This window comes from Roseovarius sp. MBR-51, assembly GCF_053628575.1.
Window position 1 is genome coordinate 14,847 of sequence record NZ_JBRJGQ010000017.1, and the last position, 16,504, is coordinate 31,350.

The 16,504-nt window shown below is 59.0% G+C and carries 5 protein-coding genes and 2 pseudogenes; 4 read left to right on the forward strand and 3 right to left on the reverse strand.

The annotated features are described in order from the left end of the window. Window positions 1–47 precede the first annotated feature (47 nt). Window positions 48–9,155: a peroxidase family protein gene (locus ACSSVY_RS19100; protein WP_454271344.1), complete on the reverse strand. Its 9,108-nt coding sequence runs from the start codon at window positions 9,153–9,155 to the stop codon at window positions 48–50. A 425-nt stretch (window positions 9,156–9,580) separates the two neighbouring features. Between ACSSVY_RS19100 and ACSSVY_RS19105 the strand changes: the two genes are divergently transcribed. Then, window positions 9,581–10,957, forward strand: coding sequence for a sensor histidine kinase (locus ACSSVY_RS19105; RefSeq protein ID WP_454271346.1), 1,377 nt, complete (start codon window positions 9,581–9,583; stop codon window positions 10,955–10,957). A 107-nt stretch (window positions 10,958–11,064) separates the two neighbouring features. On the opposite strand, the gene ACSSVY_RS19110 is transcribed toward ACSSVY_RS19105, so the two are convergent. Next, on the reverse strand, window positions 11,065–11,718 hold the full coding sequence (locus tag ACSSVY_RS19110; RefSeq protein ID WP_454271348.1) for a response regulator: 654 nt from the start codon (window positions 11,716–11,718) through the stop codon (window positions 11,065–11,067). Between the two features lie 417 nt (window positions 11,719–12,135). Between ACSSVY_RS19110 and ACSSVY_RS19115 the strand changes: the two are divergent. Then, window positions 12,136–12,990 (forward strand): annotated as a pseudogene (locus ACSSVY_RS19115) (calcium-binding protein); the annotation flags it as partial. Window positions 12,991–13,202: 212 nt separating this feature from the next. Here the strand turns inward: ACSSVY_RS19115 and ACSSVY_RS19120 are convergent. Continuing rightward, window positions 13,203–14,455: pseudogene (locus ACSSVY_RS19120) on the reverse strand (FAD-dependent monooxygenase). A gap of 48 nt (window positions 14,456–14,503) precedes the next feature. On the opposite strand from ACSSVY_RS19120, the gene ACSSVY_RS19125 reads away from it, so the two are divergent. Then, window positions 14,504–15,847: an amidase gene (locus ACSSVY_RS19125; RefSeq protein ID WP_454271350.1), complete on the forward strand. Its 1,344-nt coding sequence runs from the start codon at window positions 14,504–14,506 to the stop codon at window positions 15,845–15,847. A gap of 4 nt (window positions 15,848–15,851) precedes the next feature. After that, window positions 15,852–16,472, forward strand: a complete 621-nt coding sequence (locus ACSSVY_RS19130) for an FMN-binding negative transcriptional regulator (RefSeq protein ID WP_454271352.1) — start codon at window positions 15,852–15,854, stop codon at window positions 16,470–16,472. The last annotated feature ends 32 nt before the right edge of the window (window positions 16,473–16,504 follow it).

Consider the following 16,504-nt stretch of genomic DNA (forward strand, 5'->3'; position numbering starts at 1 on the left):
TCACTCCGGGCAGGATAAGACCCGCCCGGAGCTATTGTCAGCCTGACTCAGAGCTGAAAATCGTCCTGAGTCAGGTCGTGGCGCCCCCGTATCGAGATGCTGAAATCAGGCGCGTTATCACCTTCGATGTTGCCCTGAACTACGGTCACGTCACCATTTGCACCGGTCTCGTGGGTCACGAGGAGCTGACCGCCGCCTGTGAAGGCGTCAGAGACGAGTGTGAAGGTGCCGTTGCCAGATCCAGAACCGTTCGCGTCGATCTGCGAGAGGTCGATCTTGTCGCCGGGTTCAAAGGAACTGATCGTGTCACCATCGGCATCCGAAGCTGACAGGAAGCGATAGACGTCATTGCCCACGCCGCCGTCCATCTCGTTTTGCGCACTGCCTGCGGTGATGGTATCGTTACCCGCACCCCCGATGAAGGTCTCGATACTCCACAACACGTCGTTCCCAGATTGAGCACTTGACGCATACCCGCGTCCACCGGCGCCGCTTCCAAGATCAACGCTGGCATCGGCTGTGATCTGCGACATATCGAGGGTATCTGTGCCTGATCCGCCGCTGACGTTATCGCCGTAATAAACGTCGTCACCATCGTTAGCAGTTGCCACGAACAGATCAGACCCGGCGCCACCTACTGCGAAGTCATTGCCAGCCCCACCCTCAATGAAATCGTCACCGCCTTCACCGAAGAGCCTGTCATTGCCGCCGTCGCCAAAGATCATGTCCCGTCCGCTGCCAGCCAGAACATTGTCGTCGCCATCGCCAGCAAAGATCATGTCCCGTCCAGCCAAGGCCAGAATATTGTCCCCTTCGGCACCGCCAAAGAGCGCGTCGGCAGCCGCCGTTCCAATCACATTACCTGATGCTGCAAGAGGCGGCGGGGTCACGTTGCTGTCATTGTCTTCTGACTCGTCGTCGTCCTCGTCGCCTTCGTTGTCGTCGTCACTGGCAGTATCGTCGTCCTCGTCGTCCTCCTCACCGGCAGTAACGTCCTCGTCGTCATCATCACCGGCAGTAACGTCCTCGTCGTCATCATCACCGGCAGTATCGTCCTGGCCGTCGTCTTCACCGGCAGTGTCATCGTGACCGGCAGTGTCGTCGTCATCGTCTGTGGCGTCATCATCATCATCGTCGATCCCGTTGGCATCGAAGAGGTTGTTGTCGATATCCGTAAGACTGGTGTTTCGAGCGACAATACTGGCAAAGTTCGTGTCCTCTCCGAACTCCTGATAGAAGTCGAAGTTGTCAAACCGGTCGATGTAGTAGAACCGGTCGCCCTCTTGCAGGCGGTCGAGCTGTTCATGAAGCACGACCCAGAAGGTCTGACCAACCATCCCGCCGTTGACATGCTTTTCTGCAAGACCACCAGTCCACAGATCGACGCGGTCGATGCCCTTGACGATCTTGCTGCCATTTGCGCCATCCTCAAGCATGACGTCAGGGTTCACCGCGACAAAGGCGGCAATCTGAGCAGGTGTCTCCAACACGAGGTCGGGATAGGCCTCCATCAGCCGCGCCATATCTTCGTCGCTCACGTCATTGCGCGCCTGGAAATCCGCCCAACTGCTGTAAGGTGACAGATCGCCCGCCATGTCCACAGCTTGTGAAACATAAGGATCAGTCGAAGCCGCGAGCTGAGCGCGAACTTGGTTCATCGTCCCAAGTCCCACGTCCCAGCCACGGGCAACGTTGAAGGAGAAGAGGTCGGCATTGATCCGAACGAGATCCGACCGGATCGCCTCCACGATCCTGAGATCGACCTCTTCCGCCGCTTGCACCGCCGTGCCGCCGATAATGGCTGCGACGCCGTATTGTGCGTAGCCCGGAGCGGGAACGTAACCTTGTGGTAGTGGTCCGTTGAAGACTGAGGGATCATTGCTTGGGTTGAGGAAGGCGTCGTACAAGGGCACCTGAATGAGTTCCCCATTTGGCCCCTGAACCTGTAGGTTCTCACCGACCAGCGAGTGACCAAAGCGATAGGCTGCGGCCGCGAACTCGTGACTGATCCGAGGGTCCACATCGGGATTGTACCCATCCCAGCCGTGATCTTCCCTGTCACCGTCTGCATTGCGCAAACCGCCAAGAAGCTTGTCCGCGAACTCTTGGAACACAACGCGCTGATAATCGCTCTCGTTGAGCATCTTGGCAGCCTGGAAGATTTCCTCGTCACTTCCCTCAAATCCCTGAGCGAGCAGATTCTCAACGTGGAAGTTATGGTTCCGCGCCCAGACTGTGTGCACCGATGTCAGCGCGAAATTCTCGTTCGCGCGGCCATCGCCCGCCATCCGGTGATCAAGCAGGTCGATGAACGGATTGGCGTCGAGCAGTAGAGGTTGGCCGGAGCCAAGGAAGTCCGCAGCGAGCGCCTGCACCATGTCCGGGTTGATCTCCCCGGTGATCTCATCGACCAAACCCGGAAGAACGTCCTGAAGTCTTGCTGCGCCACCTGGCAAACCTGGATCCTCAAAGTATGTTTCCGCCTCCCAATGGTGCAGGATCAAATCGCGCAAGGTCGGCAAGAGAGTGAATGCCGGATCCGAAGGATCGGCTTCGCCCCCCAGAAGCCGCATGCCAAACCCATGTGCGCCATCACTTTCGCGCAGGAATTGGCCAACAAGCTCATGACTGCCATAGGCTTGGTTCTGGTCGACGAAGGGCGACGTCATGTTGGTGTGTTGCGGCACTCCGTCTTCGTCATAGCCCGCGACTTCTGCGCGCGTAAGGTCAGCAGGATTGTCAGAAGTCGGGCTGCGTTCCGCACCTGGCCCTCCAATTTCGATCGTGCCGAAGGCGGGGTTCTTGGCGATGAAGTCGAGCCCGTGGTCGAAGTACTGACCGAAGGCCATGAACAGCGCACTCGCATTCATCGCATTTGGGGCCGTCGTATCATCGTGCGGGCCGAGAATGTTCGAGATTGCACGCGGATCGAGACCATCAAAGATCGGGTTGATCTGCCGGTTCCCATTTTCATCCGGATCGCCGTAACGCGCCTCGGTCAACCGGATGAAAGGTTCACCCGCCGCCCCATACGCTGGATTGGCCTCATTGTTGCCCTCACCGCTGAGCGTTCTGACGCCGGTGGCTTCTTCGGTGTCATCGTCGCCGTCAAAGGCCAACTCACCGTTGACGAGGTTCTTCAGACCTTCCAGATCGCGGGCGCTCAGCGAGAATGATCCATCGGCGACGTCGTCGTCGGACGTTGTACCACCACCAACACCGGGCAATCCGCTCGATCCATCAAAGGTGACACTCGATCCACCACGGCTAACCGTGACCATGCCGTCTTCGTTGACTGTCACGACCGGATCACCGATTCCGGGCAGTTCGATCACGTCTTGTGGCCGTAGCGTGCCAATGATCGTGTCGTTGCCACCCTCGCCTCGGAACACGATCCGGTGTGCCGATGTCAGAGCAGTGATATCGACAGTGTCGTCGGCAGCCGTGCCATTGACGGTGATCGTGCTGAAGTTGAGACTCGTCGGAACGAAGTTTCCGACAATCGCGACCGTGTCTCCGCCAACAACGCCGCCGTTTGGTACGCCGTTCCCGTCATTTGCGGACACCGCGAGCGTGTCGACAGCGATCTCTTCAATGTTGTCCAACTCGGCGACCACCGTGGTCGTCGTGCCGACGGTGCGGGTGATCACGATCTCTGTCGATGCGAGGAAAGACGTCCCGAGGCTGGCCGCCAGGCCAGCGTTCTGGCCACCAGACATCGCATAGATAGTGAAGGTTTCAGCTTCGGCGTTGCCCTGAAGGCGGAAGGTGTCGTTGCCGCCTCCGCCATCCACAACATCGCGGCCATCGGTTGAAGCCTGAATAATGGTGTCAGTACCAGCACCGGCAATGATGATATCGTCATCCGCGCCGCCGTTGAGAACATCATTGCCGCCGCCGCCGTCCAACTGGTCAAAGCCTGCTCCACCGTTCAATACGTCATTCCCAGCCTGTCCGTTCAGGATATCGTCGCCACCGTTGCCGTTGAGCGTGTCGTTTCCGCCGATGAAGAGCGGGCTTACACCGTTGAGGAAATCATTGCCGGCGCCACCATTGAGGAGATTGTTATTGAAAAGTGTCCCATTCAGCGTGACGCCGGTATTCTCGGCAACCGCAAGGGTCGGCTCGGAATACACTGTCTCGAGCGTACCGCCTCCGTCTGTAAAGCTCACCTCGACCCGAAGCTGTCGACCGATCTCGCCGATATCGCCAAAGAGCTGCTGGATGAAGTTTGGATCATTCGGCGTGAACGTCGCATCGGTCGCACCGGGAATATCGGTCCAGACCGCACCATCCAGAAACTGCCACTGGAAGCTGAACGCGCCAAGGCCATTCGCGTCGGCTATGCCGCTTGTATCGACCGTCAGAAGCTGACCCTCGACTGGCGAGACTTGGCCATTGGTCGGGGTCGGATCGTTGATGACAGGCATTCCTGTCGCTGACCGGGGGACCGCAAGATCGCCATCCGCAAAGCGCAAAACCTCGATGTTGTGAAGGGTGTCGATACCGTCGTCGATCAGGATGGCGGGATTGGTGCCAAACCCGGTATGTTCCACCTGAAACACATCGTTGCCAAGGTCGGTGATCGTGTACTGGTCCCGGTTATCGCTGAACACGGCGATGTCGATGTCATCCTCTTGTCCACCGTCGAGAATTTCGCGCACGATGTTCATCTGGGCCGGCACGATGGTGCGCGAAACCAGAAGTTCAAACAGGCTTTGTCCTACCCAGGCAGGGTCCACCCCATCCTCTGCGGTAAAGATATGCCGGAGTGTATCGACCGTCGCAATTTCGTTCGCTGCGGTATTCTCGTCATTCGGATCGCCGGTGATACGAATGCGCACATTCAGCCAGCGGTCACCGTCGATGATATCGTCGCCGCCATTGCCGGTGATCAGATCAGAGCCACCACCGCCCATGATGATGTTACCATTTTCCCAGAACTCCTCGCCGTTCAAGAGCGAGACGAGATCCGAAAGGCCATCAATCCGGTCAATGCCCGCCTGATCAAGCCCATCGTTGAAGAGTTCTCCTTCCGCGCCCTCTCCGGTTCCGGGCGCAACGCGGTCGTCACCGATCAGCGTGTCGTTCATCTGCCAACCTGACAATCCCTCGACCTTGTCAAAGCGATTGCGCAGGATATCTTCCTGTTCGGTGGTGAAGATCTTGATGCGCATGTCGGCATATGCGTCGACCGCCACGCCCTTGTACGAGACCCAGTCAAACCCGAACATGCCCTCGTTGCGCATCACGCTCTCGCCTTGGACCATGATGTCGTCACCGGATTCGGCGTCGAAATCATGCTCGTCAGATCCCGCGAACATCACGTCATGACCGATAATCTTACTATTGAAGAACAGTTCGGAGTTATCGCCGGCGGTGGTGTCAAAGCCGCCATCGGCTTCCATCCAGTCGTCACCTTCGTTGCCCAACAAGAAGTCAGCGCCGGCTCCACCCATGATGAAGTCGTCCCCGGACCCCCCGAAGACATCCGACGAGTCGACCCCGAGGAAGATGACATCCTTGCCCGTACCGCCCATCAGAACGTCAAGTCCGTTCGCAGAGGCCATAACGTCGTCGCCACCTTCGCCCTTGAGGAAGTCGCCTTCATCGCCAGCGTCCAGGATGATGTCATTGCCCCCGCCGCCGTTGACAAGATCAACGCCAAACCCGGACTCGATGAAATCGTCGCCGTCATCCCCCCAGATTCCATCGTCACCGTCAGAGGTGATGATGGTGTCGTTGCCGTTGGTGCCGCCCACCGCGAGATGCTCTCCTCCGGTGACGCGAATGTAGTTGGTTTCGACGTCGCTTGTTGTGGGATCATCCCGCACGACCTTGCCCATGCCAAGGCCTTCGAGCACCGGATCGTTCCCCACAGGATCATCAATCAACTGGTTGGCCTGATTGACTTCCAAGACGAAGTCGTAGCGCGTAAAGGAATCCACGCCAATATGGTGGCGCACAACGTCGTCTTCGGTTCCGCGGATACCGTCTGCGCCCGGATCAGACAAGCTGGTGTTGGCCAGAAGCATCTTCGAGAACGAGTTCTCTTCGAGTTCGTTGAGGAAGTTCTGCCCTTGGGTCCGTGTGAGATAATAGAACCTGTCTCCGTCCTGAAGCGCCTCCATCTGTGCTTCGAAGATCGCGGTGAACGTCGACCCAAGCATGCCGCCGAACGGCATGATCCTTTCGGCCAAACCACCGACCCAGAGATCAATGGTGTTCAGGCCATTGGTGTCAGACGTCCAACCGTTGCGCCCTAGCAGGAAGTCAAAGCGTTCAGCATCCGAAACGGCCCCACCACCAAACACGAGATCAAACGCGGCATCACGTTTCTCTTCAAGCGTGGTTGCGGCGAGGATAGTCGCATGCGTTCCATAGGCCGCCAGCAGGTTCACGATCGTCATTGGTGTCTTTAGGTTGGCCGCCAACTCGACCCAGTTTTCGTAGGGTTTCAACCAAACAGAATTGGTCTGTTGAAAAAGCTCCGCCCGCGCATCGTTGAACGAGGGAATGCCGGTGTCGCGGCCTCGCGCGATGTTGATCGCAGCAAGGTCGAGCGGCAATCCAAGCAGATTGCTGCGCAGGGCCGGTACGATGAATTCGTCGATTTGACTGCCGCGCTCGGTCGTCATCCCGAGGATCACGGCGGCGGCGGCCTCGTCTGCACTCATCGCGCCATTGTTGTCATAGGCAATGGGATTGAGGAAGGCCGCAATGAGGCCCATGTTGTCGGTGGTCACCTCTCCTGTCACCTCGTCAACCAAGACACGCGGCATGTTCTCGGTCAGCATCGAGTGCCCGAACCGATAGACGACATTGGCAAATTCGGCAAAGATCGACGGATTGATGTCCGTGACCGCGTTGAAAACGAAGGGATCGATGTTCGGATGGATCTTGCGTCCGAACTCTTCGAAGACAAGGTGCTGATACTGCATTTCGGTCGCAAAACGCCCAGCTTGGAACAAGCGTTCGCCATCCCAGGTCAATGCCGTGGGATCGGTTGGAATTGGATCGCCCGCCGCGAGATCGACAAGGAGCCATTCGTTGATAAAATCAATATCGCCTGAGTCCAGAATGGTCTTCTTTTGCGCCTCAACCTGACGGTTGTGCTCCGAGTGAAAGACATGGTGAACTGCTGTCAGGCCGATATTCTCATTGCCCCGTCCATCACCGGTGATGAAATGGCGGTCGAGCAGTTCATTGTCATAGGTTCCGGCGGTGCTGACACTATCGGAGAGACCTACCGCAGAGTCGTCGTCTGCAGTTTTGAGCAGACCGGTCTGCGAGTCGAACGGGTTTGCTGCATGTGCGATATCATCCAAGAACGCATGCCCGATGCGGATCGCGCCTGCCGTGAATGTATTTACGGGGACTGCTAAGTTCCCTTCGACTACAACGTCGTCAGCAGTATTCGGAATGCCATCCGCGCCAATACCCACCACGATCTGAGGCAGTCCGTTGGGACCGCGAATGAATTCGCCATAGTCATCTGTCCGCAAAAGTGGGATGTTCAGGACATCGCCATCGGTCAGCTCAATCCCGAGCAAATCGCGCGCCTGCGCCTTGACTTCCGCCCAGGTCGGAATTCCGCCATTTGCGCCGTCCAAAAGCTTGCCAGTTGAGACCGGGTTGTCATTGGTATCAAATGCATACTCGCGCAGGAACACCTGATGCGAGGCGTGCGACGTGTAGGTCTGGTTTTGATCAACAAAGGGCGTGGTGGTGTTCTGCCCCTCATGCTGCGTGTCATCTGCTGTACCCAGCACTCCATCGGCGCCGGGTCCGTCAACGGGCGTCGACCGTGTGAGGGCCATAAACCGCAGATGGTTCGGAAGATCGTCGGCGGTGCCAGCGATGCCGTCTGCCCCCAGAACAAGCGGATCATCTGCCTCCAGGGGAATGAAGATCGTTCCGTTGTCACCTTTGGTGATCAGATCAAGGCCATGGTCGAAGAACTGGCCGAAGAAAGTCATCCAGGCGTTGAATGGGGCCGAGATGCCGTCGTCGGGTGCAATATTGGGAAGGGTTGCAAGGTCGATGTTGTCGATCTCAATCTCGTTGCCGTTCGAGGTCGACAGCGAAACATTGTCCACCAGCACCTGTGAGCCGCCGGTTTGCTGAACCTCGACACGCAGCGTCTGGCCCGCAAGACCTGCAGAAATCGGACCGGAATTTAGCGTCAGATCGGCCCATTGCCCATCTGCGGGTTCTGGAAGGGTAACGGAAGAAATGACCGTGGTCACGCCGCCAGCGCCTACGGCAACCAGCCGGGCGGTGCCGCCGGACCATACCTGGTCCGTGCGATCTCCGACGCTCAAGCTCAGTTGATAGCTTGCGCCCTCGGTCAGAGTACCGCTGTCCTGAGACAGTGTGGCACCACCGGTCAGCCACGCAACGTTTGGACCCGGATGGCCAGCGGTTGAACTCACGCTGTCAACTGGTGCAAACAGCCCCCCCGATCCTCCAGTAATCGTCCAATCACTGGGCGCAGTTGTGGTGAAATTGCCAAGCGGATTCGATGTAACCCCGGGTGCGCCATCAACGAGCGCTTGATCTTCGAAACTTGTGTTCAAGAGTTCCAAGGCCTCGGGGCCTTCGCCGGGGCGAATTGGAATTGCATCTTCGCCATAGCGTTCGTGGAACGCAGCCAGTGCGGCGTCATTCGCAAACCATGCCTCGACCGCGGCCGGGTTCGCCGTACTTTGGTCGACAACGAGGTTAGATATGATCCGCGGATCGGCATCGGCTACGTTGCCGGTGTGCCCTCCGTTGGTGCCCGACGGTGTGCCGATCACGCCATAGTCCGTGTTAGTGACAAGCGGCCCGCCAGGCGCACCGAGCGGCATCTCGTCGCCATCCTGATCGTTGAGGAAGGTTTGGCTCAGAAGCCGCGGCATGGGAGTATCTGCGGCACCCCATGTTTCGCGACCCTCAATCAGATTGTTGTATCTGCCGTCGACAGTGCGCAGACCGTTGGGCACAAGGGCCTCTGGGATAGCGAGAACAGCGCCCGGTGTCCCTTCTGGTACAACATTGCCGTCAGCGTCGACGTAGATTTCTGTGAGCGGCGTTCCGCTCGCATGCGCTTCGCTGATCTTGACCTGCCGAAGAAAGAACTCGAGGTCCGCGATATTCAGTTTAACAGCCATGACACATCTCCCCATGTGGCCCGCCGCATTGTGTGCGCGAGCAGATTTTGCTTTTTTCTCAATGCTTAGGGGGCCGGCCAATAGCGCCGGAATACGTATGCTCAAATTAATGGCAATACCCCCAGGTATCCCCTTAAGGGTCTCACCGTTTCCGATTTCTCGCCACGGGCAGAGGTCTGCCGCTTCGCCAGCACGAAAGCCCGCAGGATGGGTGGGACCAAGGCTGAAGAAATTTTCAGACCAAAGGCCGTATTAACTTGGGTTCAAAGTCCATTGTGTGAGCAGCGGCGCGTAGCGTAGAAATTGGTTAACTATGGATTAATCATTGGTAATCGCCTGAAGCGCGCGTAGGCTTACTTGAGTGACCTTTTTGCTATTTGGCGCGGCGTGCCACTAAGTGGCCCCGAACATCCTCAGAAGTCATTATGCCCCAAAACAAGAAACAAACGCCGAATCATTTCAGAGGATCATCGAACGCCATCCGGGGCTGGTTCCATGTGGCACCCAGCCCACTGGCAGCGATTTTCACTGTGATCGTTATCGGCGTCATGTTTGCGCTCGGGGCCTTCATTATATTCGAGTACCGCTCGCTACAGGTTCAATCGCACGGTCGGGTTGGAAGCGCATATATTGACAACTTGCTCGCGCCGCTGGCGTTGAGCCACTTTGAGAGCGGCGGCAACTCAGGCCGCAGTTCCGAGCAAGCTTTCAGCTACGTTGCTGAGAAGAATGCGAATCTGGTAATGCGTGTTTGGACGCTTGAGGGCGCACTTCTGTACTCGACACTCAAAGACGATACCGCTGATCATCACGAGGCGGAGAATCTTCAGGTTGCGATTCAGGGCCAATTCGTCGTGAAACTTGAGATGTACGGCGAAGTTGATCCTGAATTTCCACTCGCCTATCCATATTTCGAAGTTTACGCACCGATCCACGATCCAGAGAACGGCTCGTTGATCGCGGTCGGCGAAATCTATCTCGATGCGTCCGAGCTCTTGCGTGACCGGACATTCGTCGAACGGGCGACTTGGGCTGCTGTGATCCTCGCGGCCCTGAGCATGCTGGCAATGCTGGCCCTGACCTTCAACCAAAGCTCGCGGTTGGAAGCGCTGTTGGCCGCCGAGCGCAGAATGGTCAGTTATAATGATCGGTTGCGTCGCGAAGCCAACCGCGCGCGATTTGACGCCGCACAGGCCAACGAACAGGTTCTCAATCTCGTAGGTGCCGAGTTGCATGACGGTCCGATCCAGTTGCTCAGTCTGGTTTCCTTGATGCAGGGCAAGCATACTCCTGCTGAAATGCCCGATGGGACGTCGATGCGCGGGCTGATCAGTCAGGTGATGATGGAATTGCGGTCTATTTCAGCTGGGTTAATCCTACCCGAGCTTGAGGATCTGGACGCCAAGGGAGTGGTTGCGCTGGCCGTCGAGCGGCATAAAGCCCTGATGTTTGGCGACGTTGAGACGGCGATCGTGGAGCCTCTGGCCAAATTGGATCTTCCCCGTAAGATTTGTGTCTACCGGGTGGTGTGCGAGGGGCTCAGTAATGCCGTCCGGCATAGTGAAGGCCGAATTCCTCTGGTCAAGGTTTGTCAGAGTGGCTCGATCATGGACATCGTCATCTACGGTGGCAAATCGCAGGGCGCAAAATCTACCCCTTCAGTCACGCCTTGGCATTTGGGATTGCAAGGCATGCGACGTCGGCTCGACGCATTCGGAGGCAGTATTGACCTCGCTATCGCGGAGGATTCATCCACGCTTCATGTCACTTTGCCAGTACAATCGCCGGATGACAAATCTTAGACCGTTTAAGTCGCTTTTGATGCACCAACACGCTCGAGCGGTATGACGTACAGCAGATTTGATCCAGCAGAGTCGGTCGCGCCGTCTGAAATCGACGTCGGAGACTGTCAGTTCATTTGGGATGTGCGAATAAGTGCCCCACTGCTTGCAAGCTGTTGCGCGGCAAGAACGACTTCAACCCGGTTGCGGACATCAAGCTTTTGGATCAGCACGGACATGTAATGTTTGACCGTCTTCTCTTGCAGCGACAGCGCATCGGCGATCTCGCGGTTTGTCGAGCCTCTTAGCAGTAGTCGAAGGACATCTTCCTCTCGCTTGCTGAACCGGACACGCTCCATGGTGCGATAGCGGGCTTGTTGCCTAAGCCCAGCTACGACATTCGCGGAGACGCTCGGCGACAGATACGTATCCCCCATATGAACCTGTCGGACGGCATCGGCCAACTCTTCGAGCGTGCTACCCTTCAAAACATATCCAAGAACGCCCGCCTCCAGCGCGGAGATTGCTGTGTCCTTACTGCTTGATGCTGTGAAGGCCACCATTTTTGTATGGGAATGTTCCGTCGCAACCTTTGCAATCGCCTCGATGATGACACCGGGCATGTTCAAGTCGATTACGATGATGTCAGGCTTGACTGATCTTGCAATCTTGACAATGTCCTGGGCTGTTTTGCCAGAGGCGACAACAGTAAAGTCCTCAAGGGCCGAAAAAAGCTGACATACTCCGGTCAAGAAAACCGGATGATCATCAACGAATGCCACAGAAATGCTTGGCATATTATACCCCAACTCCCCTTACTTTCCCCAGAAATATCAAGCTTCAAAGTTTGTCATAAATTCAAAACGAATGCCTTCAAAGTATCACGTAAGCGTGATTGTGGCAATCCTGAGATTGAGGCAATCCTGACAGCGAATACGTCGTCGGTCGCAGACGCAGACGGTTTGGGACCATTCAGTTTTCAGTGGTTGCGCAATGGCCAGGCCATCGGCGCGGAGACCGACGAATCCTACACGCTCCTCACACTCGACATCGGATCTGAGATTGCCGTTCAGGTCACCTACACGGATGGCGAAGGCACAAATGAAATGCTGATTTCTTCGGCCTCGTTGGTTGCTCCGCTACCTGGAACAGCAGGAAACGATGTCATTGTTGCAGGTCCTTTAGGCACTCTTCTAGAGGGGTTGGGTGGAAACGATACGCTTATTGGCGGTGACTCAGACGATACTATTGCTGGTGGCGATGGGGATGACAGTGTCGAAGGAGGTGGTGGGAATGACAATATTTCTGCCTCGGATGGCAATGATTTCGTGGATGCGGGCGCTGGCAATGACAGCGTGGGCGGTGGCATCGACAACGACACGATCATTGGCGGAGACGGAGATGATGTCATGGGGTCGGGCTTTGGCGACGATTCCGTGTCGGGCGGTGCTGGCAATGACGTGGTGGCAGGCGGTGCCGGGAATGACACGCTCGAGGGCGGCGATGGCGCAGACAGCATGTCCGGCAGTTTCGGCAATGATCTGATTTTTGGCGGCGCTGGGGCTGATGACATCGGCGGCGGCACCGGGCAGGACACGATTGATGCCGGTGCCGGAAATGATCAGGTTGGGGCTGGCGAGGGCGATGACAGCGTCTTTGGAGGCGACGGCAATGACTTTCTCGCGGGGGGTGGGCGCAACGACACCATCGACGGCGGGGCTGGCAACGATACGATCAACGCGGGTGCTGGCAACGATGTGATCACTGGTGGCACAGGCGCGGATCAATTCGTGTTCTCGTCCTTCTTCAACGGCGAGGCGGATGTGATCACCGATTTCGAGGACGGCGTGGACAGCTTCTTCATCCGGCGGTTCGATCCCGACACCGGCGTTGAGAATATCACCAACGGTGGCAATGGTCTGGCTGGATTCGTGGCGGCGATGAATATCATCGACACCGCAGCGGGCGCGCAAATGACCGTCAACGGCAACACGATCCTCGTTGAGGGGATCACCGCGGCGCAACTGACAGTGGACGATTTCCAGTTCCTGTGACATGTGAAACGAATGCGGCGCAATGCAAAGGGCATGCTTAATAAACGCCCAAGTGCCGCGTTCGAGCGCTCAGTTTCGCGGCGCAGCTTGATTATGCTACAAGCGGTGGCCGCGTAAGTGCTGCCAATTCACCCCTCTAAAAAGGGGAGGAGTGCCAATAGTCTGTTGACCGAAGCCGGGCCATACCAAACTTCTATCGGTTCGATCTGTGATTAGGCTTTCATCAACTCCGGCAAATCTCCCGTGAGGCCTGCTGCCTCGCGGATAAAGCCGCGACGCAGTCCAGAGACATGACTGATTGCTCCCATGCCGAGGTCGCGGGCGGCGCGCAGGAGCGGGTTGTCGTTGGAGAAAAGCCGGTTGGTGAGATCGGTGGCCAGGGCCAGTGTCGCGGTGTCGAACCGCCGCCATTGCTGGTAGCGGGCAAGCACATCAGGCGCGGCGATATCCTCGCCCCGGCGCGCGGCCTCGGTCATCACCTGCGCCAAGGCGGCGACATCGCGCAAGCCCGCGTTCAGCCCCTGTCCGGCAATCGGGTGCATGCCATGGGCGGCGTCGCCGATCAGGGCGAGCCCGTCGGCGACAAAGCTGTTGGCCACCGTCAGGCTGAGCGGATAGGTGTAGCGCGCGCCGCGCAGTTTGATCGCGCCCAGAAAATCGCCAAAGCGCGGGCGCAGCACCTCCATGAAGTCGGCATCGGGAAGGGCGGCGAAGCGGGCGGCGGTGGCGTCTGTTTCAGACCACACAATCGAGCTGACATTGCCGGGCAAGGGCAGGATGGCAAGCGGGCCGGGGGGCATGAAGAACTGATGCGCGATGCCGTGATGCGGCAACTCATGCTCGATCGCGGCGACAAGGGCGGTTTGGCCATAGCCCCAGCCGATGCGCCGGATGCCTGCGCGCGCGGCCGTTCCCGAGGCGCGCCCATCGGCCCCGATGAGAAGCCGCCCGGTGAGGGTTTTGCCCGAGGCGAGCGTGACGGTGACGCCGGTGGCGTCGCTTTTTTGCGCTGTGACCGTGTCGTTGGAAACTTGGGTGATCAGGGGTTGCTCTGCCATGGCCTCGATCAGGGCGCGGCGGAGGTAGCGATCCTCTAGCATATGACCCATCGGGCCTTCTTCGATTTCGGCATGGTCGAAATGCAGGAAAAAGGGCGATGGCCCCTCGCCGGCGCGCCCGTCCGAGACCTTGATTTCCAGCATCGGCTGGGCGTTTTCGGCCACGCGGTGCCAGATCCCGAGATTCTGCAAGAGCCGCACCGAGGCGAGCGCCAAGGCATAGGCGCGCCCGTCGAAGGCCGCGTTCTTGCGGGTGGGTTCGGGCAGGGCGTCGATCACCGTGCTGGAAAGCCCCGCCTCTGCGGCGGCAAGGGCGAGTGCGGGACCGTTGAGGCCACCACCGACGATGAGAAGGTCGCTGTCATGTGTCATGTGCCCAATATGTGCGTGCGCGCGGGATTGTCCATGCGCCGCTCTGCCGCTAGCAATGGTTTTTGAAGCGAAAGGGGGACGGGATGCAGGACTGGCTCAAGATGACGGCGGGCGATCTGGGGCGCGGCATTGGGCGCGGCGAGATCGACCCCGAGGCGCTGTGTGAGACCTATCTGGCGGCGATCACCGCCCATCCATTGCGTGACCGCATCTACAGTGCCGTGACTGAGAGCCGCGCGCGGGTCGAGGCGGCAGCAGCGGCGGCGCGGGCCAAGGCGGGGCAGCGTCTGGGCCTGCTCGACGGGGTGCCGGTCAGTTGGAAAGACCTCTTTGACAGTGCGGGTGTGGCAACCGAGGCGGGTTCGGCGCTGCTCCGGGGCCGGGTGCCGGATCGCGATGCCGAAGTGCTGCGCAATGGCACGGCGGCGGGGCTGGTGTGCCTTGGCAAGACGCATATGAGCGAATTGGCGTTTTCCGGTCTGGGCCTCAACCCGGTGACGGCGACGCCGCCGTGTGTGAACAACGCAGGTGCTGTGCCCGGCGGATCATCCTCGGGGGCGGCGGCGAGCGTGGCCTTTGATCTGGCCGCCTGCGGGATTGGGTCGGACACGGGCGGGTCGGTGCGAATCCCGTCGGCGTGGAATGATCTGGTCGGGCTCAAGACCACGGCGGGACGGGTGTCGTTGCAAGGGGTAGTGCCGCTCTGCCTGCGGTTCGACACGGTGGGGCCGTTGGCGCGGTCGGTCGAGGATTGCGCGCTGATGCTGGCGGCGCTTGAGGGGGGCAAGGCGGCGGATTTGCGCGGGGCGACCTTGGCGGGGCTGCGGTTTGCGGTGCTGCGGACGTCGGTGATGGAGGATATCCGGCCCGAGCCTGCGCGCGCGCATGCGCTAGCGCTCGACGCGCTGCGGGATGCAGGCGCGGTGATCGACGAGATCGAGGCGTCTGAGGTGGCCGAGGCGCTGCCGCTCTCGCCGGTGCTCTTTACGGGCGAGGCCTATGGGCTCTGGCGCGAGGTGATCGAGGCGGCCCCGGACAAGATGTTTGCGCCGATTCTGGAGCGGTTTCGCAGTGGCAAGGACATCAGTGCCGCCGATTACGTGGCGGGTTGGCGCAAGCTTGAGGCGCTGCGTGCAGCATGGAATGCGCGGGTGGCGGGCTATGATGCGGTGCTCATGCCCACGGCCCCCAATCTGCCGCCCGATCAGGCGCGGCTCTTGGCGGACCCGGACTATTACGTGACCGAGAACCTGCTCACCTTGCGCAATACGCGGGTGGGCAATCTCTTGGGGCTCTGTGCCGTGACGCTGCCCACGGGGGTGGCAAGCTGCGGTCTCATGCTTTGTGGGCAGCCCTATGGCGAGGAGCGGTTGTTGCGGGTGGCAAAGGCGGTCGAGGATGTTCTCTGTCCCCGGCGCGGGGAATAGGGCCATGCATCCCAATCCCGCCTTTCGTCAGGCCACCGCCGCGCGCAATCTGGAATTTGCCCGCGCGCGCGGGTTCGGGATACTGGCCGTTTCTAGCCCCGAGGGGCCATTGATGAGCCATATTCCTTTTCTCTTGAATGCGGATGGGACGCGAGCCGAGTTTCATCTGGTGCGCTCTAATCCCATCGCGCGGCTTTTGACTGGGCCGCTCAAGGCGCGGTTGGCGATAGAGGGGCCGCATTCCTATGTCTCACCCGATTGGTATGGGGTCGAGGATCAAGTGCCAACGTGGAACTATGTCGCGGTGCATCTGGTGGGCGAGGTCACGTTGCAGCCGCAAGAGGGGATGCGCGACCTCCTCGACCGGCAATCGGCGGAGTTCGAGGCGCGGCTTGCGCCCAAGCCGGAATGGCGGGCCGAAAAGATGACGCCCGAGGTGCTGGAGCGTATGATGCGGCAGATTGTGCCCTGTGCGATGCAAGTGGAAGAAATCGCAGGCACCTGGAAACTGGGGCAGAACAAGCCCGAGGAGGTGCGCCTGCGCGCCGCCGATCATCTGGGTCCGGCAGAGCAGGGGCAAGAGACTGACCTTCTGGCGGAGTGGATGCGCGCGCCGCCCGCGTGAGCGGCTTTACAGCGCCGGGGGCTGGGCCTAGG

What these genes read in the sequence shown, in the direction of transcription:
- ACSSVY_RS19100 (WP_454271344.1), bottom strand. Translation starts at nt 9,155, where the DNA reads ATGGCTGTTAAACTGAATATCGCGGACCTCGAGTTCTTTCTTCGGCAG.
- ACSSVY_RS19105 (WP_454271346.1), top strand. Translation starts at nt 9,581, where the DNA reads ATGCCCCAAAACAAGAAACAAACGCCGAATCATTTCAGAGGATCATCG.
- ACSSVY_RS19125 (WP_454271350.1), top strand. Translation starts at nt 14,504, where the DNA reads ATGCAGGACTGGCTCAAGATGACGGCGGGCGATCTGGGGCGCGGCATT.
- ACSSVY_RS19130 (WP_454271352.1), top strand. Translation starts at nt 15,852, where the DNA reads ATGCATCCCAATCCCGCCTTTCGTCAGGCCACCGCCGCGCGCAATCTG.